Source organism: Gemmiger formicilis, assembly GCF_024462815.1.
Classification (GTDB): Bacteria; Bacillota; Clostridia; order Oscillospirales; family Ruminococcaceae; genus Gemmiger.
Window position 1 is genome coordinate 171,996 of the sequence record NZ_JANGCG010000003.1, and the last position, 20,692, is coordinate 192,687.

Sequence of the window (20,692 nt, forward strand, 5' to 3'; positions counted from 1 at the left end):
AAAATATCGCTGTAACGGAAACACCTGTGCTCTCCGTTACAGCGATATTTATTATTTTAAGATATTGGAATTTCTTCGGTTCCTTCTTTGCAAAGAAGGAGCATCCGTACCCCCGGCTTACGCCTCCGGCAGGTAGATGTGGTGCGGCAGGCCCTCGACGTAGATGGGGGTCAGCTCGGCCTGCACCAGCGGCAGGGCGTAGGCGAGGAACTCGTCCGTCATGGCGGTGTGGTCGGCGTTGACCCACTCCAGCGGCACCTTCTTCTCAAGGTTGGCAACCTCGCTGATGGGGTGCAGGCTGGTGCCGCACTGGTACGGCGCGTTGGAGATGCGGTCCAGCGCGACCATCTCGCCGGTGTGGCCCTCAAAGGCGGCCTTGGCGGCAGCGCCGCCGACCTGATAGGCCTCGGTGATGTCGGTGCGGCTGGTCAGGTGGCCTGCGCAGCGCTGCAGGGTGGAAAGCTCGATGCAACGAGTCTTGGTATCCAGACGGCGCGCCACGGTGTTGGCCAGGAAACGCGCCGTGCCGGTCAGGGCCTTGTGGCCGAAGGCGTCCACCGCGTGCACATCGTCGGCCAGCTCACAGACATAGCGGCCATCCTCCAGCTTGACGCCCTCGGACACGGCAATGACGATGGACGGCTTGGTTTTCTGCATACGTTCGACCTTTTCCACAAAATGGTCCACGTTGAAGGGCACCTCGGGCAGGCAGATCATATCCACGCCCTCGCAGTCCTCGGCCTTGGCCAGCGCAGCGGCGGCGGTCAGCCAGCCCGCGTTGCGGCCCATAATTTCGACGATGGTCACATACTTGGTGCCGTAGACTGTGGCGTCGCGGATGATTTCCTTCATCACAACGCCGATGTACTTGGCGGCGCTGCCGTAGCCGGGGGTGTGGTCGGTGACCATCAGGTCATTGTCGATGGTCTTGGGCACGCCCATAAAGCGGATGTCGCTGCCGATGCGTGCGCCGTAATCGGCCAGCTTGCCGATGGTGTCCATCGAGTCATTGCCGCCGATGTAGAAGAAATAGCCGATGTCCAGCTCCTTCAAAATCTCGAACAGCTGGATGTAGACGGCCTCGCCCTCGGCGGCGTGCCAGTCGGGCAGCTTGTAGCGGCAGGAACCCAGATAGCTGGACGGTGTGCGCTTGAGCAGCTCAATGTCCAGCGCGGTTTTCAGCTTGTCATCCAGCACGCAGGTGCGGCGCTCCAGCAGGCCAGCCACGCCGTGCAGCATACCATAGACCTTGCCTGCACCGCGGCGCTTGCAGCTCTCATACACGCCCGCCAGACTTGCGTTGATGACCGAGGTCGGGCCGCCGGACTGACCGACGATTGCATTCTTTGCCATAGTTTTCCTCCTGCAAGCTGTGCTTGCATCCTTTGGGTGGTTGGCCCTGCGGCCGGGTAGAGGCCCCGCAGAGCACACGAATCTTGTCATCCTCAGTGTACCATGTGGGGGCGGTTTTGACCATTGTTGCGGTTGCTTAAATCATAAAAACGTCAGCGCAGCATCGTGATTCCGCAGGGCGGAACGGCTGAAGGCGGCAAATTTCACTGGATGGAAACGCGTTCCATAGTATGGAATTTTGCGCGGTGAATATCTGCAAGAATCATTCCAAAACCTTGTAAAAATTGCGGGACGACGAAAAAGTTGTGCAAGATGCCAAAAGGCAAAAATTGTAAAATTAGTCCTTGACACCACCCGCCAAGCGTGCTATTCTTTAACCAATAAAAGCGTTGAAGGGGAAAAGTACCGCGCAGGAACCGCGCAGAGAGCCTGGCATCTGGTGCAAGCCGGGACGGGGACAGCACGCGAAAGAACACCCCTGAGCTGCAGCCTGAAATGAAAAAAGTAGGGCGCGCCGCAGGCCGTGCGTTACAGCGGCAGCGTTTCAAAGGTGAACGTGTACGGAAAAAAGTGACCGTATGCCTGTGTTCCGGCTGCGGTAATTTAGGTGGCACCGCGGATCCAAGACAGCGATTCGTCCTAATGCAGGGCGAATGGGCTGTCTTTTTTTGTTTGCCATTCGGGGAAAAACAGGTGTGAGACCGAAAAGGAGAACAAACAATGTGCTGCATTATGGGTTATGCCGGGCATGATTTGCCCAAGGAAACATTCACGGAGTATCTGCTGCGTACCACCAGCCGCGGACCGGATGACCAGCGTGTGGTCGAGACCGAGTTCGGGCTGCTGGGCTTCGGCCGGTTGGCGATTATGGGTCTGACGACGGAGGGCATGCAGCCCTTCTTCCGCGGCGCGGACTGCGTGGCCTGCAACGGCGAGCTGTACGGCTTCCGCCCGGTCAAGGCGGAGCTGGAGGCTGAGGGTTACACCTTCGAGTCCGACTCCGACTGCGAAATCATCCTGCCGCTGTACTACAAGTACGGTCTGGATATGTTCAGCCATCTGGATGCCGAGTTTGCCATGATTCTCTATGACAGCCGCAAAAAGCTGCTGATTGCCGCCCGCGACCCAATCGGCATCCGCCCGCTGTTCTACGGCTACAGCGAAAGCGGCCATATCGCCTTTGCGTCCGAGGCCAAAAACCTTGTGGGGCTGTGCAAAAAAATCTATCCGTTCCCGATTGGCAGCTATTACTGCAACGGCAAATTTGTGCGCTACTGCGATATTGCCGATACGCCCGCCTACAGCCAAGACGAGTTGCCCGAAATCCTGACGAACATTCGCGAAAAGCTGGTGGCCGGTGTGGACAAGCGGTTGGACGCCGATACGCCGGTGGGCTTTCTGCTCTCCGGCGGGCTGGATTCCAGCCTTGTCTGCGCCATTGCAGCCAAAAAGCTCGGCAAGCCCATCCGCACCTTCGCCATCGGTATGAGCGAGGATGCCATCGACCTGAAATACGCCAAGCAGGTGGCGGATTATCTCTACGCCGACCATACCGAGGTCATCATCAACCGGGACATTGTGCTGGATGCGCTGGAGGACGTCATTGCCATGCTGGGCACCTGGGACATCACCACCATCCGCGCCTCGGTGGGTATGTATCTGGTCTGCAAATACATCCACGAGCATACCGACATCCGCGTGCTGCTGACCGGTGAAATCTCCGATGAGCTGTTCGGCTACAAGTACACCGACTACGCGCCGTCCGCCGCCGCCTTCCAGGCCGAGAGCCAGAAGCGCATCCGCGAGCTGTATATGTATGACGTGCTGCGCGCCGACCGTTCTATCAGCGTCAACAGTCTGGAGGCCCGCGTGCCCTTTGGCGATTTGGATTTTGTGAAGTATGTGATGGCGATTGACCCCGCCAAAAAGTTGAACACCTACGGCAAGGGCAAGTATCTGCTGCGCAAGGCATTCGAGGGCGACTGGCTGCCCGAGAGCATCCTCTGGCGCGAGAAGGCCGCCTTCAGCGATGCCGTGGGTCACTCGATGGTGGATGACTTGAAGGAATACGCCGAGACGGTCTACACCGACCGCGAGTTTGCCGAGAAGTGCGGCAAGTACACCTATGCGCGGCCCTTTACCAAGGAAAGCCTGCTGTACCGCGAAATTTTTGAGAAATATTACCCCGGTCAGGCGGAGATGATTGTGGATTACTGGATGCCCAACAAGGCGTGGCCGCACTGCGACGTCAACGACCCCAGCGCCCGCGTTCTGGCCAACTACGGCGCCAGCGGGGTGTGAGAAAAGCCTTCCTCCTCGGGGAAAGCCAAGCGGGCGGTTGTAGGGCGGGGTGACCCCACCCCGCCGAAGGCTCCCGGCAATATGCCGTTTCCGGGCAATAATCTGCCAAACAATCTCCCAACCAAAAAAATCCTTGCATTTCCGCAAAACCTGTGTATAATAAAAGCAATCTCGCAGAGTAGGAACCTGTGCGTGGGGCGTTGCCCCGAAGTGCCTGACCAACGGGGAGTTGTGGCAGGACGAAGTAGCCCGCAAGGGCTCGCGGTGCCGGTTCCGCATCCCACTGCTGCATGATGGTGTGCAACGGCGGATGTGCTGGGGCACGTCCTGTCTGAACTGCCTCCTCCCTTGTGCGGCAACGCACAAAGGAGGATTTTTTATGTGCGAAGAAAAACTGTCCGTCTTTTCCGCGGCCTACTGGCGCACCGCCCGCAAGGAGCTGAACAACCCGCGTGTACTGGCCTTCTCGGGGCTGGTGTGCGCCATGGCTATTGTGCTGGAAAGTCTGCCCATCTACCTGATGGGCCCGAGCCTGAAAATTTACTTCAGCTTTCTGGCGGTCTCGCTGGGGTGTATGTGCTATGGCCCGGTGGTGGGTATGATGGCCGGTGCCATCATTGACACGGTGGGCTTTTTGCTGGCGGGCTACGGCGAGCCGTATTTCCCCGGCTACCTTGTCACGGCGGTGCTGTCCGGCCTGCTTTACGGCGTTATGCTGTACCGCCAAAAGCCGACGCTGCTGCGCATTATTTGCACGCGGCTGCTCATCAACTACGGCAGCAACGTGCTGCTGGGCAGCGTCTGGAAGGCGATGCTCTACGGCAAGGGCTACCTGTACTACCTAACCTCCGGTGCAGTGAAAAACACGATCATGCTGCCCATCGAGGTATTCCTGACCTGGGTCGTCCTGAACGCCGCCGCCAGGCAGGGATTGGACAGAAAGTTTATTCATAAGCGGTAAAGTACGCCCGGTGCTGGCGTTTTCACCAAAATTAACGGGGATTTTCTGTGCGTGGTTACGCGTTTAACCTTTGCCCTGGGGCGACCTCTGCCGTATAATGAAAGTGCGCTGTATAATGGAAGTACAGAGAGGGGGTGCACCATGCAGGAAAATCGTATCCGCATTGTGGATATCGCAGAGCGGCTGGGGCTGAGCACGGCCACAGTGTCCAACGTCATCCACGGCAAGACGTCCAAAATGTCACCGCGCACGGCCCAGCGCGTCTGGCAGGAGCTGGAAACTGTGGGCTATATCCCCGATATGGCGGGCGTCTGGCTGGCGCAGAAAAGCTCCCGCATCATCGGCGTGGTCGTCGATGACAGCCCCAAGTACGAGGGCAAAGTCCTGGAGGACGGCTTCGTCACAGCGTCGCTGAACGCACTCTCCCGCGAGACAAACGAGAAGGGCTTCTTCTTGATGGTTAAAACCACCCGGACACTGGACGAGGTCCCGGCGTTTGCGTCGATGTGGCGGATGGAGGGGCTGATTCTGATGGGCTTCTGTGAGGCCGACTATGCCGCACTGCGCCGGGCCATTCGCACGCCCATCGTCGTGTATGACGGCTATATGCAGGGCTGCCCGGGTGTGGTCAATCTCGTGATCGACCACGCCGACGGAGGGCGGCAGGCTGGGCAATACCTGAAAGCCGCAGGCCACACCCGGGCGCTTTGCCTGGCAGACAACAATATCTGCATGGACAAGGAGCGAATGGACGGCTTTGCGGCGGCCTTTGGCCCCGACCGCGTGACCCGTTGGCAGGTCCCGGCGCAGGCCCGGCCCCGGCGACAGTTTTATGAAGAAAATTTCGCAGCTCTGCGCACATCCGGCATCACGGCCATCTTCGCAGTGTCGGATTTTTACGCGCTGGAATGTATGCGCTTTTTGCAGGCCAAGGGGCTGCGGGTGCCGGGGGATATGGCCGTTGTTGGCTTTGATGACAGCGAGGCCAGCCGCACCGGATACCCGTCGCTGACGACGGTACGGCAGGACGCCGCACTGCGGGCGGGCATTGCCGTCGCCAGTATCGAGGCCATGGGCCGCGGCCAGAGCTGCGCGGAAAAGATCGTACTGCCGGTCACATTGCTGCCGAGGGAGAGCACAGGAGGCGTATCATGTCAAAATTTATAAGGGAACTGGGCAAAATTGCTGTGCCGGTCACACTGCAAAGTATGCTGCAGGCGTCGTTTTCTATCGTGGACCAAATCATGATTGGCCAGTTGGGGGCGGTCAGCATCGCGGCTGTGGGGCTGGGCGGCAACTATTCGATGATTTTCAATGTAGTCAGCGGCTCGGTGGGCACGGTGGCGGGCATTCTCATCGCCCAATTTCTCGGCGCAGGGGATAAAAAAGAGGCGTGGAGCAGTCTGACGCTGAGCACCGTGATAAGCCTGTGCCTGGCGGGGGTGTTCCTGGGCGTCTCGCTGGGGGCGACGGCGCAGATTCTGGGGCTGTACACAAAGGATGCTGCCATCATCGCCGAAGGGTGCGTCTACTTTAAAATTATCGCGTTCTCCTTCGCGCCGATGGGCCTTTCCACGGTCTTGTCTGCCTGGCTGCGCTGCAGGGGGTACGCGAACATTCCCTTCGCGGCCAGCATCGGCGCGGTGCTTTCTAACGTGGTGCTGAACTATGTGCTGATTTTCGGCAAGCTGGGCCTGCCCGCCTGTGGGGTGCGCGGGGCGGCGATTGCCACGCTGGTGTCGCAGCTGGTAAATCTGGCGCTCATCGCGACGGGATTCCTACACTGTCTGCGGCAGGACGGCGAGCGGGTGCAGCCCTCGCTGCATTTTACCAAAATCACCCGGCGGGACTATCTGGGTATGATCACGCCGATTCTGGTCAGCCAGTTTTTGTGGAGCCTGGGCCAGAACGTGGAATCCGCCGTGTATGGACACCTGGGCACGCAGAATCTGGCGGCCTACACGCTGACCTGCCCGATACAAAGCCTCATCGTCGGGGCGCTCAGCGGACTTTCCGCGGCGGCGGGCGTGCTGATCGGCAAGCGGCTGGGCCGCAAGGAGTACGACGCAGCCTACGGCGACGCCAAGAAGATCATGGTCACCGGGCTGGTGGGCGCGGCGGTGGTTTCATCACTGCTGGTCGGGCTGGCCGGGCAGTACGTGGAGCTGTACCGCGTGGAAGGCGAAGTCCGCACCCTGGGCCACATGCTGCTGGTGGTGTTTGCGCTGTATGCGCCCATTAAAGTGGAAAACATGATTTTGGGCGGCGGCATCCTGAAAAGCGGCGGCAACACCCGGATGGTCATGATCATCGACATAGCGGGCACCTGGGGCATCGGCATCCCGCTGTGCTTTTTTGCGGCCTATGTACTGCACTGGGGCATTGTGGGCGTGTACACGCTGCTGACGGCGGAGGAACTGTTCCGCCTTGTGGTGTCGCTGGTGGTGTTCCGTAAGAGAAAGTGGATGGTGAGCTTGGCGTAAAAAGCAAAAACGCCAAAATATCCCTATTATCGTAATAGTTCCGGTACTTATGGCAACACCGCACAATTCCCGCCTAACGGCTTAAGCACCGCTCCGGCGGCTGCCGCACCTCGCTCGCCGTATCGGCACTTAGAATTATGCGGTATTGCCTTATACAAAACCTTCCAAAAGTCATACTTTTGCAGAACAAAGTATGACTTTTACTTTTTTTTGTTGTGCGTTCTGCCTGTTGTTGTGTGCGCGAGGGCAAAACATTTACCCTTTTCGCTGAACTTTTCACAAAAATTTAAAAATCATTGCAAACGGTTTGTAAAGCGGCTAAAATGAGACTTGCAAGGTTACAAAATGCGTCAGCTCCCGGCTTGTTCCGACAAAGAGTAGCGCATTTTTGCCGTTTACGCACACATAACAGGGAGGAACAACACACATGAAGAAACTGATGGGCATTCTGCTGGCCGCCTCTATGGTGTTCAGCCTGGCCGCCTGTGGTTCCACTGCAGGCATCGCTGCCAGCACTGCCAATAACTCTGCCGCTACTGCTGAGGGAAGCAGCGACAACCAGGCCCCCGACGTCAAGGTCGGTGCCATCATCCTGGGCGATGAGACCGAAGGTTACAGCGCCGCACACATCAACGGCATCAAGGAAGCCGCGGCTGAGCTGGGCATGAGCGAGGATCAGATCGTCTGGAAGTACAAGATCGCCGAGGGCGGCGTCACCGCCGATGCAGCCGAGGACCTCGTCGGTCAGGGCTGCAACCTGATCATCTCCAACTCCTACGGCCACCAGACCTATATGGAAGAGGAAGCCGAGAAGTACCCCGATGTCAACTTCGTTGCCATGACCGGTGACTTTGCCGCCATTTCCGATCTGGACAACTTCTACAACGCCTTCACCGCCGTCTACCAGAGCCGCTACGTCTCCGGCGTTGTGGCCGGTATGAAGCTGCAGGAGCTGGTTGAGTCCGGCACCCTGACCCCTGAGACCCAGCCCAACAGCTTCACCGCTGACGGCAAGGTCAAGATCGGCTACGTCGGCGCTTACAACTACGCCGAGGTCGTCTCCGGCTACACCGCCTTCTTCCTGGGCGTCCAGAGCGTCTACCCCGATGTTGAGATGGAGGTTATGTACACCAACTCCTGGTTCGACATCGACAAGGAGGGCGCTGCCGCTGAGGCCCTGATTGCCAACGGCGCTGTCATCATCGGCCAGCACGCCGACTCCACCGGCGCACCGGCTGCCACCCAGAAGCTGAAGGACTCCGGCAAGATTTGCTACTCTGTCGGCTACAACATTGATATGCTGGCCACTGCCCCCACCGCAGCCCTGACCTCCGCCACCAACGTCTGGAAGGTCTACTACAAGGAGCTGTTCGAGGGTGCCCAGTCCGGCAACATCCCGCAGGATTGGTGCAAGGGCTATGAGGATGGCGCCGTTGCCATCACCGACCTTGGCCCCGAGACCGCTGCTGGCACGGCCGAGAAGGTTGCCGAGGTGGAGGCTGCGCTGAAGGACGGCAGCCTGCACGTCTTTGACACAAGCAAGTTCACCGTTGACGGCGCAGAGGTTACCACCGCCCCCATCGACCTGACCTACTATGATTTCAGCACCGGCAGCCCGGTTGCCGTGTATCAGGGCGAGACCAAGGAGGCTATCTCCGACGGTTACTTCCATGAGGGCGAGCTGCGTGCTGCCCCGACCTTTGCCCTGCGCATCGACGGCATCATCGAGGACGCTGACCCCGTTGCCTGATTCTGACTGAACCCTGAGGGAAGACTGCGGTGGAACCGCGGCCTTCCCTTTTGGTGGTTATATCTGTCGTTGCAAATCAGGCCGTAGGGGCGCATTCCATATGCGCCCGTGCAGCTTACGGCAGATACCGCGGGCGGATATAGAATCCGCCCCTACGGATCACAAAATTGTTCCTACCCAATTTATAAATACCATCCGAAAGGAGCCTGCATAATGGCGCAGAACGAATTTGCGGTGCGCTTGGAGCACGTTACCAAAACCTTCGGCCCGGTGGTGGCCAACAAGGATGTGTCCCTGGGGGTGCGCCGCGGCGAGATACTGGCCCTGCTGGGCGAGAACGGCAGCGGCAAAACCACGCTGATGAATATGATCGCCGGTATCTACTTCCCCGATGAGGGTGAGATTTATGTCGGCGATAAGGCGGTGACCATCCGTTCTCCCCGCGATGCGCTGAATCTGGGCATCGGTATGATTCACCAGCACTTCAAGCTGGTAGACGTATTCTCCGCCACCGAGAACATCGCTCTGTCGATGGGCGGCGGCGAAAAGTTCGACCTGAAAAAGGTGCATGACAAGGCCCGCGCCATCTGCGAGAAGTATGAGTTCAACCTCGATCTCAACCAGAAGGTCTATGAGATGAGCGTCAGCCAGAAGCAGACACTCGAGATCGTCAAGGTGCTTTACCGCGGCGCGGATATTCTGATTCTGGACGAGCCGACGGCTGTTCTGACCCCGCAGGAGACTGAGAAGCTCTTCAGCGTCATCCGCAACATGAAGGCGGACGGCAAGGCGGTCATCATCATTACCCACAAGCTGCACGAGGTACTGTCCATCAGCGACCGCGTGGCCATCCTGCGCAAGGGTGAGTATGTCGGCGACATTGCCACAAAAGATGCCGATGAGGCCAAGCTGACCGAGATGATGGTCGGTGAGAAGGTCGAGCTGAACATCGAGCGCCCCGAGCCGGTTGATCCGGTCAAGCGGCTTGAATTGTCGCACCTGACCGTGCGCAGCGCGGACGGCATCACCGTCCTTGACGATGCGTCCTTTACGGTGTACGGCGGCGAGATCCTCGGCATCGCGGGCATCTCCGGCAATGGTCAGAAGGAGCTGCTCGAGGCCATCGCCGGTCTGCAGCCGACGGAAAGCGGCGCGAGCATCGAGTATTTTGCCCCCGATGCAAACACCCCCGTGCAGCTGGTCGGCAAAAGCCCCAAGGCCATCCGTGAGGCGGGCATCCATCTGTCCTTCGTGCCGGAGGACCGCCTCGGCATGGGTCTGGTCGGCTCAATGGGTATGACCGACAATATGATGCTGAAAAGCTACGGCAAGGGCCATTCGCCGATGGTCGACCGCAAGGCCCCGCATGAGCTGGCCGAGACCATCAAGAAAGAGCTGGGCGTTGTCACGCCCGACTTGAACACGCCGGTCTCCCGCCTGTCCGGCGGCAACGTGCAGAAGGTGCTGGTTGGCCGTGAGCTGGCCGCCGACCCCATTGTGCTGATGACCGCCTACGCCGTGCGCGGGCTGGATATCAACACCTCGTACACGATTTACCATCTGCTGAACGAGCAAAAAAAGCGCGGTGTTGCGGTAATTTATGTCGGCGAGGATCTGGATGTGCTGCTGGAGCTGTGCGACCGCATTGTTGTTCTGTGCGGCGGTAAGGTCAACGGCGTTCTGGACGGCCGCAAGACCACGAAGGAGGAGGTCGGTCTGCGTATGACCAATCTGGTAAAGGAGGAGCAGGCATGAGTCAGACTGCTGCTGCGGCCCGCGAGCCGCTGCTGCGCATTGCCAAGCGCGAGGGCACCACGCTGCCCCAGAAAATTGCCGTGCGGGCCATTGCCATTCTGCTGGCGCTGGTTGTGGATGCGCTGTTTATCTTTTTCGTCACCGGGCTGAACCCGCTGGCCGTCTACGGCGTTATGTGGGGCGGCACCTTTGCCAATATGACCCGCTTTAGCTGGATGCTGCGCGACTTGTCCACGCTGCTCTGCGTCGGCATTGCGCTGGCCCCCGCGTTCAAGATGCGTTTCTGGAACTGCGGCGGTGAGGGTCAGATCCTGATCGGCGGCCTGACCGCTGCGCTGATTATGGTGTATCAGGGCAACAACCTGCCGCTGCCGCTGCTGTTTGTGGCCATGGCCGGCGGCAGCATTGCCGCGGGTGCGCTGTGGGGCTTTGTCCCTGCGTGGTTCAAGGCCCGCTGGAACACGAACGAGACGCTTTTTACCCTGATGATGAACTATGTTGCCACAAGCATTGTTGCCTGCATGACCAACATCATGCGCGGTCAGGCCTCCAGTCTGGGCACGCTGAACAAGGCCACCAAGGCGGGCTGGTTCCCGGTGATTATGGGCCAGCGCTACACCATCAACATCATCGTGGTCATTGTGCTGACCTTTGTTATGTACGCCTACCTCAAATATTCCAAGCAGGGCTATGAGATTGCCGTTGTGGGCGAGAGCGAGAACACCGCCCGGTATGCGGGCATCAACGTCCGCCGCGTCACGGTGCGCACCATGCTGATTTCCGGTGCGGTCTGCGGTTTGTGCGGCTTCCTGATTGTGGCCGGTAAGGACCAGACCATCTCCACCGCCTCGGCGGGCGGCCGCGGTTTCACGGCTATCATCGTGGCGTGGCTGGCCAAGTTCAACACCTTTTATATGGCGCTGATTTCCTTCCTGCTCGTCTTTCTGGAGCGCGGCGCCTCGGAGATCGCCTCCGCCTACTCGCTGAACGAGTATGCTGCCGACATTATCACCGGCATCATTCTGTTCTTCATCCTCGGCAGTGAGTTCTTCATCAACTACCGCGTCATTCCGCGCGGCGCACACAAGGAGGGCAAGTGATATGCACAGCAGCTTGATTGCATGGATCATGCGTGCCATCCCGTTCGGTACGATCATTATGTACGGTGCGCTCGGCGAGACGGTGACCGAAAAATCCGGCAACCTCAACCTCGGCGTGCCGGGCATCATGTATCTGGGCGGCTTTGCGGGCTTTGCCAGCGCCTGGGCGTATGAGAATACCGCCGCCAACCCCAACGGCTTTGTCAGCATCCTCATCGCCATGTCCTGCGCCATTCTGGCCAGCATGGCCGGCGGCCTGATCTACGCCTTTTTGACCATCAGCCTGCGCGCCAACCAGAATGTCACCGGTCTGGCGCTGACGACCTTCGGCATGGGCGTGGCAAACTTCTTCGGCGTCTTTATCCTCAACGGTGCCAGCTACTCCGCCGCCCCCATCGCCAACAAGGCCTTCAGCGCAAAGCTCCCCGTCCTGTCCGGTCTGGGTGCGCTGGGGCAGACCGTGTTCTCCTACGGCTTTTTGGCCTACGCGGCTATCGTGCTGGCCGTTGTGCTGCACTGGTTCCTGACCCGCACCCGCGCGGGCCTCAACCTGCGCGCCGTGGGCGAAAACCCCGCCACCGCGGACGCGGCGGGCATCAACGTCACCCTGTACAAGTATCTGGCCACCTGCCTTGGCGCGGGCATCTGCGGCATCGGCGGCCTGTACTACGTGCTGGACTACAATCAGGGCATCTGGGCCACCACCGGCCAGATCGAGGCGCTGGGCTGGCTGGCCGTGGCACTGGTCATCTTTACCACGTGGAAGCCGCTGAACGCCATCTGGGGCGCGTATCTGTTCGGTATGCTCTACTGGCTGTACCAGTTCCTGCCCACGCTGTTGGGCATTACGCTGGCCAGCTATATGACCGATCTGGTGCAGATGCTGCCCTATGTGGTCACCATTGTGGTGCTGATTGTTGTCTCGATGCGCAAAAAGAAGGAGAACCAGCCCCCGGCCCATCTGGGTCTGGCCTACTTCCGTGAGGAGCGCTGACATTCTTATCTGAAACAGGCAGCTGTGCAGGCGTACTACGCGCCCCACAGCTGCTTTTTTGTTATGCGCAATCGATAAGAAAACAAAACCATTGTTTCATTAAATGTTCAAATTATCAGCACAATTCCAGAATATACTGAAACAGTCGATTTTATGTATATATGCACAGCAGGGAATCGGAAATGGCAGAAAAAACACAGACAAAGCGCGGCCCGATGTATCGTCCATTGTCATTGCGGTGGGCTTCAGTATGGCCATCGGCATCTTTTTTGGCTATTACCCCGCCAACAAGGCCGCAAAGCTCGACCCGATTGAAGCGCTGCGGTACGAATAACCGAGACACCGAAACAGCTTTTGTCCCCGCATTGCGCGGGGACTTTTTTTGTGCTATACTCAAAGCTGGGAAAGCGAGATGTATTCTAGCAATATGAAAAAAGACCGGCTTTTTACCAACCGCCAGCTGCTGACACTGCTCTGGCCGCTTATCATTGAGCAGACGCTGGAAATCCTTGTCGGTATGGCGGATACCGTTATGGTTTCGTCGGTGGGCGAGGCCGCTATCTCCGGCGTGTCGCTGGTGGATATGATCAACCAGCTCATCATCACGCTGTTCGGCGCGCTGGCCACCGGCGGCGCGGTTGTCACCAGCCAGCATCTGGGTGCCAAGCGGCCAGAGGACGCGGCCCGCAGTGCCGGGCAGCTGGTGGCGTTGAGCGCACTGCTCGGCGTGGGTGTGGCGGCGTTCTGCCTGCTCACCCGCACATGGCAGCTGCGGCTGTTCTTTGGCACCATTTCGGACGAGGTTATGCAAGCCTGCCTGACCTATTTTACCATCACGGCGCTGTCCTTTCCGTTTCTGGCGCTCTACAACGCGGGCGCGGCCATCTTCCGTTCCACCGGCAACAGCGCGGTGTCCATGCGGGTGTCCGTCATTGTCAACGCCATCAACTTCTGCGGCAATGCCTTCTGCGTCTTTGTGCTGCGCATGGGCGTGGCAGGCGTGGCTGTGCCCACGCTGGTTTCCCGCGCTGTGGGTGCGGTTATCATTCTGGCGCTGGCGGCGCGGCCGGACTACGTGCTTTGCATCACGCCGCAGTCTGTCACCCGTCTGGAGGGCCGCACCGTCAGAAGTATTCTGCATATCGGCATCCCCTCGGCGTTTGAGAACAGCCTGTTCCAGCTGGGGCGCGTGCTGGTGGTGTCGATGATTTCGCTGTTCGGCACGGTACATATCTCGGCCAACGCGGTGGCCAACAATCTGGACGCCATCGGCTGCATTGTGGGCAACGCGATGGGCCTTGCCATGATTACGGTCATCGGGCGCTGTGTCGGCGCGCAGGACTTTGACCAGACGCGGTACTACACCAAAAAGCTGCTTGCGTGGGACTACCTTGCACAGGGTGCGGTCAATGTGGCGGTGCTGTTGCTGCTGCCGCAGATTCTGTCGATGTACACCCTGACGCCGGAGACCCGCCAGCTGGCATGGACGCTGGTTATGATTCACAACGGCTGCGCGATTTTCCTGTGGCCGGCCAGCTTTGTGCTGCCCAACGCCCTGCGCGCCGCCAACGATGTGCGGTTCACGATGGTGGTGGCCACCGCCTCGATGCTGGTCTGGCGCATGGGCCTGAGCTGGATTCTCTGCGTGAATATGGGCATGGGCGCGGTTGGCGTCTGGATTGCCATGATCGTGGACTGGGTCTGCCGTATCCTCTGCTTTGTGGCGCGGTTTGTCAGCGGTGCGTGGCAGAAAAATGCGGCAAAAAAGGCGTAATCGTAGAAAAGGAGAACCCCTATGAAATTCATCAGCTGGAATGTCAACGGCCTGCGTGCCTGCCTGAAAAAGGGCTTTGAGGAGACGTTCAACGCGCTGGACGCGGATTTTTTCTGCGTGCAGGAGACAAAAATGCAGCCCGGGCAGGCGGATTTTGCCCCGGCGGGCTACACGGAGTATATCTACAGCGCCGATAAGAAGGGCTATTCCGGCACGGCCATCTGGGCCAAGACCCCGGCGCTCAGCGTGCGGTACGGTCTGGAGGAGGATATCCACAACCACGAGGGCCGCGCCATCACGCTGGAGTACCCGGACTTTTATCTGGTCAACCTTTATGTGCCCAACTCCCAGAACGAGCTGGCCCGCATTGACTACCGTATGCAGTGGGAGGATGATTTGCGGCGCTATCTGCAGAAGCTGGACGCCGAGAAGCCGGTTATCCTTTGCGGAGATTTAAACGTGGCGCATGAGGATATTGACCTGAAGAACCCCGGCCCCAACCGCGGCGCGGCGGGCTTCTCTGACCAGGAGCGCGGCAAGCTGGGCGAGCTGCTGGCGGCAGGCTTTACGGACAGCTTCCGCTACCTTTACCCGGACGCCACCGGCGTGTACAGTTGGTGGAGTATGCGGTTCCGTGCCCGCGAGAGGAACGCAGGCTGGCGTATTGACTATTTCCTTGTCAGCAACCGAATTGCAGACAAGATTGAAAACGCCGCGATTCTGATGGACGTTATGGGCAGTGACCACTGCCCGGTAGAACTGGATTTGCGTGAGTAAGGCGACAATGCGCAAATAAGAAAGCTATGCAAATAAGAAATAAAAAATAATAAATAATAAATTATGTGGCCCGCCGCTGACGCGGCTCAAAAATTTTGTTTTCGACCGTCAGGGAGAAAACTCCACCACATTTATTATTTATTATTTATTATCTATTATTTTAAAAAATTATTTTACTTTTTCCCCTGCGGTTGCAATAAAACCGGCGGGGGAATCGTTTTAGTGTACAGAAGGTCAAAGAGAGAGGAGGTGTGAGCGCTGACAAATGAAGAATTTACCGGGCTGATGCAGCAATACCAGAAGCTCATCTACACGGTTTGCCTGCAATTTGTGCACGAGTCTCACACCGCCGAGGATTTGACGCAGGACACGTTCCTGTCCGCCTATTCGGCCATTGACCGATGCGAGCCGCAGTATTACAAGCAGTGGCTTGTACGCGTGGCGGCCAACAAATGCAAGGACCACCTGAAAAGTGCGTGGGTGCGCAAGGTGGATGTACCGGGTGATGACGCTATGCCGGAGCCGCGCGGCGCACCCGGCACCGATGCCGCCGACCCGGCGGAAAACCTGGCCGAGCGCGCCGGTGCGGCCGAGCTGGAGACGCTGGTGCGGAATCTGCGTGAGCCGTATGGCAAAATTGCCGTGATGTATTTTCTTGAGCACAAGGAAAGCACCGAGATAGCAAAGCTGGTCAACCGCCCGCCCGCGACCGTCAACAGCCAGTTGTGGCGCGCCAAACTGCTGCTGCGCCAGCAAATTACCGAGAGGAGGCAGAAGGAATGAGCCTTTATTTTGACAACAATAAACTGTTTGACGCCGAAGGCCACCTGACCGACGATGGCCTGTACGCCCTGAAGGATGGTACGCTGGATGATCTGGGCGCGCTGGAAGCCGCCGAGCACCTGAGCTTCTGCGATTACTGCCTGCTGCGCTACACCGCCATGATTGAAGCCGCACCGGAATGTATGAAGCAGCCGATGCGCGACCTGATACCGCAGGTGCAGGCCCTGATGCGGCTGCGCAGCTTCCGCATTATGACAAACCGCTATGTTTCTGCCGCCGCCGCGGTGGTGCTGGGGTTTGTGCTGTGGGGTGCAATCGGCCGGCTGGGCGTGCCGGATGTGGCTGCCCTTGTACCGCAGCAGCCCGCCGCCCCGCGGGAGCGCTTTGGCACAAAATTTACCACCGCCGTCAACGGCTTTTACAAGAGTCTGGACGATACCTTTAAAAACTTTACCCTGACCGCCGAAAACGGTCTGGAGCAAATCCGAGCACAAAGCATTGGCGGCGGCGCCGCAAAGGGAGAGTGACCTATGAAAAAGAATGGATTTTTGACCTTCATCTTCGCCTGCATCCCCGGCGCGGGCCAGATGTATTACGGCTATATGCAGCGCGGTCTGTCGCTGATTACCATGTTTATCGGCTGCTTTATAGTGGGAGCCATTATTAACCCGTTGGCGGCACTGGCAATTATCGTCTGGATGTACAGCTTTTTTGACACCTATGACCTGGTTCGCCATCTGGCGGCAGGCGACCCCAAGGAGGACGGCCTGCTGCTTGTCGGCAATTTCGACGATGTGAAAAAACTCATTCCGCAGCACACCAAGCTGGTTGGCTGGGGCCTGATTGGCTTTGGCGTCTGGGCGCTGTATGATTTGCTGATTGGCAACTGGGAGTACAGGATTTTGACCAATGTGCTGGGCTACGGATATGCATGGGACGTTATCAACGGTATACCGAACCTTGTGGTGGGCGGTCTGCTTGTCTTTGCAGGCTTTAAGCTGCTGAATATGCACCCCGCCAAGAAAAACAGCGATGACGAGCTGCCGCCCTACCCGCACGAATAAAACGAGGAACGAAAAATGGATATGGAAACAAACGCAACCCCTGTGCAGACCGCTGCACAGCCGCCCAAGAAAACCCGCCGCGTGGGCACCGTGGCCTTTGCGCTGGTGCTGGTTGTGGCAGGCATCCTGCTGATTGTCTACCAGCTTGTGCCGGGCTTTGACCTGATGAGCATTGTAAAGTTCTCCCCGGCACTGCTGGTAGTGCTGGGCATTGAGCTGCTGGCTTACAGCGCCAAGCCCGATATAAAAGTGAAATATGACTGGCTGGCCATGCTGGGCACGGCGTTCATCCTGTGCGTGGTGGGCACGGCGGCGGTTCTGCCGACCTTCTGGAACCAGTACGGCCCCGACCGTGAGTTGGCCGCAAGCCGGATGGAGGAGGAAAAGATATCGCAGTTCTACACCGCTATGGCTGCCGACCCGGCGGTGAAGGCCCGCATTGACAATGCCTACGCCGGCGTATGCTTCAACCACGCGACAAGCGAGAACAGCTACACGCTGGAAAGCGGTGACCGCTGCCAGCTGAATCTGACCTTCTCCGGCGAGTACGCCGATGCCACGGCCTTTGCCGCGGACTGCATGAGCGTGATGCAGACGGCAGAGCAGGCGGGGCTGGGCTTTACGCGGTATGAGTTCAGCACCAGCAACGAAATGGACAACGCCAACACCTACGGCCTGACCTGTGATGCAGCGTTCCCGACAGGGCTGACCACCGAGCAGCTGGCCCAGCGCGTCTGGACAAGCTACCACTATGATGGCTCCAGCTTCAGCAGTGAGTCCGAACGCGATGATTACATCCGTGAGCAGATGCGCTGGAAAATCATTGATGAATACCAGAACAGCCATGACGGTGATGGCCCGACCGAGGAATATGTGGAGGAAGAAATCAACCGCCGCATGACCGAAAATGACAGCATCGCCACCCCCGAAAGCGCACAAATGTAACGATAGAACAAAGAACGCCACCCCGGCATAGCAAAACCGGGGTGGCGTTTGTGCGTATGGAGGAAATGGTTTTCCCCCCCTTTGTGGGAAACAACCCCCCTTCCGGCCCTGCGGGGCCACCTTCCCCGAAGGGGCATCCATACCGGCGTCCAGACCGTTCAGCACGGAGGAAGTCGAGCAGGGTGAAATCCTGTAAAAGACGAAAAATATTGGTCAGTTTTGCACAAATAAGAAGCCGTGATTTAAGGTAATAGGTAGAAACTTTCGTATCGTTTCGTAGTCAAAATGGGTCCTTGTAGATGAGTTGGCAGATGGGTTTTGGAAGAGAGCATGGAAACACGGGTAAATAGTACACTAAGATTCTTGGCACATTTCCTTTATCAATGCCGCGAATTCTTCTTCGCTATGAACAAAGCGGTACGGTGCATACACACCCTGGGCAGTAATGACGAATCAGATGGTCTTTTTTGCTGACAGAATTGCAAAAGCCCAAAAGATTTGCTATGATAAAGTAAAATATAGAAATGTATGCTGCTGTTCTCAATGACGGCAAAAAAAAGAAGAAAGGACGGAAACGGCATGATTCACATTGGAATTGTTGACGATCAAAAGGAAGCACGGCATCAATTACAGCAGGAAATCGCACGCTTTTCTGACGAATATGCCATAGCATTTGATGTGCAGGAATATGACAGTGCTTCCGCCTATCTTTCAGATAGTAATCACGCCTGTGATATTTTGTATCTGGACATAGATATGCCCAATATGTCGGGGATGGAGCTGGCAGAAGAAATACGGAAAACAAATTCCCGTGTTTTGATCATCTTCTGCACAAACCTGCAACAATTTGCCATCAACGGTTACAGCGTCTCTGCACTGGGTTTTATGATAAAGCCGGTGCAGTGGTATTCCTTGCAGATGTACCTGAACCGTGCGCTGAAAGTAATACGCGAACGGGAGGCACAACAAAACAACCCCGCGGAGAAAAAACTGTTGATAAAAGACGGTGCTGTGACCCGGCTGGTTGATTCCGGTACGATTGAATACATTGAAGTGCAGCAGCATGATTTGCTGTATACCATTTTGGATAAAGAAACCGGGCGGTGTGAGGTGATTAAAAACCGGGGCTCCATGCAGGAAATTGCCGCTGCGCTTTCTCCACTCGGATTTGTCCGATGCAGCGCCGGATTCTTGGTAAATATGCGCTCTATTACAGCGGTGAGCCGTATGAATATTTATATCGGCCAAAAGGTCCTTCCCATTGGACGCACCTACAAAGAGTCTTTTTCTGATGCGTTTTCCAAATATCTTGCAAAGAAAGGTTGGGAAAACCCGTAATGATTTTGAACTTTCTCTTCAGCAAGCAGATTTTGCTGGGAATGTTGTTGGGGGCCTGCCTGTTTGTGCCATGGAATCAACGGCGGACCTATTTTGTCCTGCGCCTTGTGCTTAGCGTGGCAGCACTGATGGCGGTTCCCGGCTTTACCGCCAGCTCTCCTGCACTTACATGGACAAGGCTGCTGCTGAATACCCTGCTGATTTACCTGCAAATTTTAGTTTGCTTTGATTGCAGTCTGCTGCACGCAGTATTCTATACCACCTGTGCCTATGCCGTACAGCATATCACCAGCAAGTTGGTTTATATGCTTGTGTTCTGGCTGCGGCAGATACATGGCTCGATAAATTTTTATGTCATTCTCCCGCTTTTGCTGCTGTGTAATGTACTGGTTTGCTTGCCCATCTACTTCCTGTTTACAAGGCGTTTCCGGCGTGGGCAGCTTATGTTTGATAACGTCAAAACAGTTTTGTATTCCGGGCTTTTTTTAATCGCAGCGGTATATCTGAGCGTTGTGTTGGAAGACATTCTGGACACTGCATCGGATTCTTACCTGACGGCATACTTTGCATTGAATACTTTTTGTGTTCTGTTCGCCGTTACGGTTCTAGCGCTGGAGTTTTCAAATTGCAGCATCAAACATCTGGAACATGAAAACAGCGTTCTGGAACAACTGTTGGAATGTGACCGCCAGCAGTATGAGCAGGCGCAAAAGGATATGGAAAAAATCAATATCCGTTACCATGATCTGAAACAGCAATATTCCCGCGCCACGGAAGAGGAGCGCACCAAGCTGGAAACCGAGATGGAAAACCTGAACCTGCGCTATTTTACAGGGAATAAAGCGTTGGATATAACCCTTACGCAAAAAGCCGGCCTGTGTGCGCAGAACGGAATCCAGCTGATTTGCTCGGCTGACGGCAGCTGCCTTGCCAAAATGAAGCATTACCATATTTATTCGCTGCTGGGCAATGCGTTAGATAATGCGATTGAGTGTCTGACCACGGTGCCCGATGCAGAAAAAAGAGTTATTACCTTGAACATCAGCCGCTGCCGGGATATGGCGGTGATTCGCGTGGAAAATTATACCCCTGTCGAACCTGTGCAGCACTGCGGTACCTTGGTGACAACCAAGCAGGACGCGGCAGAGCACGGTTATGGAATGAAGAGCATGAAAAGCATCGCCGAATATTACGGTGGAACAGCGGATTACTTTGTGGAGGACAGTATATTCTACCTTGTTGTGACACTTCCGTTATTGGAAACCGCCTCCTGATTACCCCAAAGTCTCCTGCAGCGTGATGCGCTGCGGGAGG

Annotated in this window: 17 protein-coding genes, 1 pseudogene, 1 riboswitch and 1 other annotated feature; of the genes and pseudogenes, 17 read left to right on the forward strand and 1 reads right to left on the reverse strand. The window is 57.1% G+C overall.

Annotated elements, in window-relative coordinates; genetic code table 11:
* Positions 1-117: 117 nt before the first annotated feature.
* Positions 118-1,353: a 6-phosphofructokinase gene (locus NE623_RS04800; RefSeq protein ID WP_256272560.1), complete on the reverse strand. Its 1,236-nt coding sequence runs from the start codon at positions 1,351-1,353 to the stop codon at positions 118-120.
* A 380-nt stretch (positions 1,354-1,733) separates the two neighbouring features.
* Positions 1,734-1,998 (forward strand) — a binding site (T-box leader).
* Positions 1,999-2,073: 75 nt separating this feature from the next.
* Between NE623_RS04800 and asnB the strand changes: the two genes are divergently transcribed.
* The 17 genes and pseudogenes from asnB to NE623_RS04880 all read left to right on the forward strand — a co-directional run bounded on the left by asnB (position 2,074) and on the right by NE623_RS04880 (position 20,652).
* Complete coding sequence (gene asnB, locus NE623_RS04805) at positions 2,074-3,654, forward strand: asparagine synthase B (protein ID WP_256272559.1); 1,581 nt, start codon at positions 2,074-2,076, stop codon at positions 3,652-3,654.
* 172 nt (positions 3,655-3,826) lie between these two features.
* A riboswitch (THF riboswitch) is annotated at positions 3,827-3,942 on the forward strand.
* A gap of 91 nt (positions 3,943-4,033) precedes the next feature.
* Positions 4,034-4,615 (forward strand): folate family ECF transporter S component, encoded by a 582-nt coding sequence (locus NE623_RS04810; RefSeq protein WP_256272558.1) that lies wholly within the window; start codon positions 4,034-4,036, stop codon positions 4,613-4,615.
* Positions 4,616-4,756: 141 nt separating this feature from the next.
* Complete coding sequence (locus NE623_RS04815; protein WP_256272557.1) at positions 4,757-5,782, forward strand: LacI family DNA-binding transcriptional regulator; 1,026 nt, start codon at positions 4,757-4,759, stop codon at positions 5,780-5,782.
* Complete coding sequence (locus tag NE623_RS04820) at positions 5,767-7,098, forward strand: MATE family efflux transporter (protein WP_256272556.1); 1,332 nt, start codon at positions 5,767-5,769, stop codon at positions 7,096-7,098. The genes NE623_RS04815 and NE623_RS04820 overlap by 16 nt, the downstream gene beginning before the upstream one ends.
* A gap of 427 nt (positions 7,099-7,525) precedes the next feature.
* Positions 7,526-8,848, forward strand: a complete 1,323-nt coding sequence (locus tag NE623_RS04825) for a BMP family ABC transporter substrate-binding protein (RefSeq protein ID WP_256272555.1) — start codon at positions 7,526-7,528, stop codon at positions 8,846-8,848.
* A gap of 213 nt (positions 8,849-9,061) precedes the next feature.
* Entirely contained in the window at positions 9,062-10,603 is a 1,542-nt protein-coding gene (locus tag NE623_RS04830; RefSeq protein WP_256272554.1) for an ABC transporter ATP-binding protein, read from the forward strand.
* Positions 10,600-11,703 (forward strand): ABC transporter permease, encoded by a 1,104-nt coding sequence (locus tag NE623_RS04835; RefSeq protein ID WP_256272553.1) that lies wholly within the window; start codon positions 10,600-10,602, stop codon positions 11,701-11,703. The genes NE623_RS04830 and NE623_RS04835 overlap by 4 nt, the downstream gene beginning before the upstream one ends.
* 1 nt (position 11,704) lies before the next feature.
* Positions 11,705-12,697 (forward strand): ABC transporter permease, encoded by a 993-nt coding sequence (locus NE623_RS04840; protein ID WP_256272552.1) that lies wholly within the window; start codon positions 11,705-11,707, stop codon positions 12,695-12,697.
* A 232-nt stretch (positions 12,698-12,929) separates the two neighbouring features.
* Positions 12,930-13,031, forward strand: a pseudogene (locus NE623_RS14745) (ABC transporter permease); the annotation flags it as partial.
* Between the two features lie 78 nt (positions 13,032-13,109).
* Positions 13,110-14,471 carry an MATE family efflux transporter gene (locus NE623_RS04845; RefSeq protein WP_256272551.1) on the forward strand — a complete coding sequence of 454 codons (1,362 nt, stop codon included), beginning with the start codon at positions 13,110-13,112 and terminating at the stop codon, positions 14,469-14,471.
* Between the two features lie 21 nt (positions 14,472-14,492).
* The gene (locus NE623_RS04850; protein WP_256272550.1) at positions 14,493-15,248 is read left to right on the forward strand and encodes an exodeoxyribonuclease III; all 756 of its coding nucleotides are present in this window, start codon (positions 14,493-14,495) and stop codon (positions 15,246-15,248) included.
* A 282-nt stretch (positions 15,249-15,530) separates the two neighbouring features.
* Entirely contained in the window at positions 15,531-16,031 is a 501-nt protein-coding gene (locus NE623_RS04855) for an RNA polymerase sigma factor (protein ID WP_256272596.1), read from the forward strand.
* Complete coding sequence (locus NE623_RS04860) at positions 16,028-16,558, forward strand: hypothetical protein (protein WP_256272549.1); 531 nt, start codon at positions 16,028-16,030, stop codon at positions 16,556-16,558. The genes NE623_RS04855 and NE623_RS04860 overlap by 4 nt, the downstream gene beginning before the upstream one ends.
* Before the next feature lie 3 nt (positions 16,559-16,561).
* Positions 16,562-17,095 carry a hypothetical protein gene (locus NE623_RS04865; RefSeq protein ID WP_256272548.1) on the forward strand — a complete coding sequence of 178 codons (534 nt, stop codon included), beginning with the start codon at positions 16,562-16,564 and terminating at the stop codon, positions 17,093-17,095.
* Positions 17,096-17,110: 15 nt separating this feature from the next.
* Positions 17,111-18,040 carry a hypothetical protein gene (locus NE623_RS04870; protein WP_256272547.1) on the forward strand — a complete coding sequence of 310 codons (930 nt, stop codon included), beginning with the start codon at positions 17,111-17,113 and terminating at the stop codon, positions 18,038-18,040.
* Positions 18,041-18,619: 579 nt separating this feature from the next.
* Positions 18,620-19,378, forward strand: coding sequence for a LytR/AlgR family response regulator transcription factor (locus NE623_RS04875; RefSeq protein ID WP_256272546.1), 759 nt, complete (start codon positions 18,620-18,622; stop codon positions 19,376-19,378).
* Positions 19,378-20,652 (forward strand): ATP-binding protein, encoded by a 1,275-nt coding sequence (locus tag NE623_RS04880; protein WP_256272545.1) that lies wholly within the window; start codon positions 19,378-19,380, stop codon positions 20,650-20,652. The genes NE623_RS04875 and NE623_RS04880 overlap by 1 nt, the downstream gene beginning before the upstream one ends.
* The last annotated feature ends 40 nt before the right edge of the window (positions 20,653-20,692 follow it).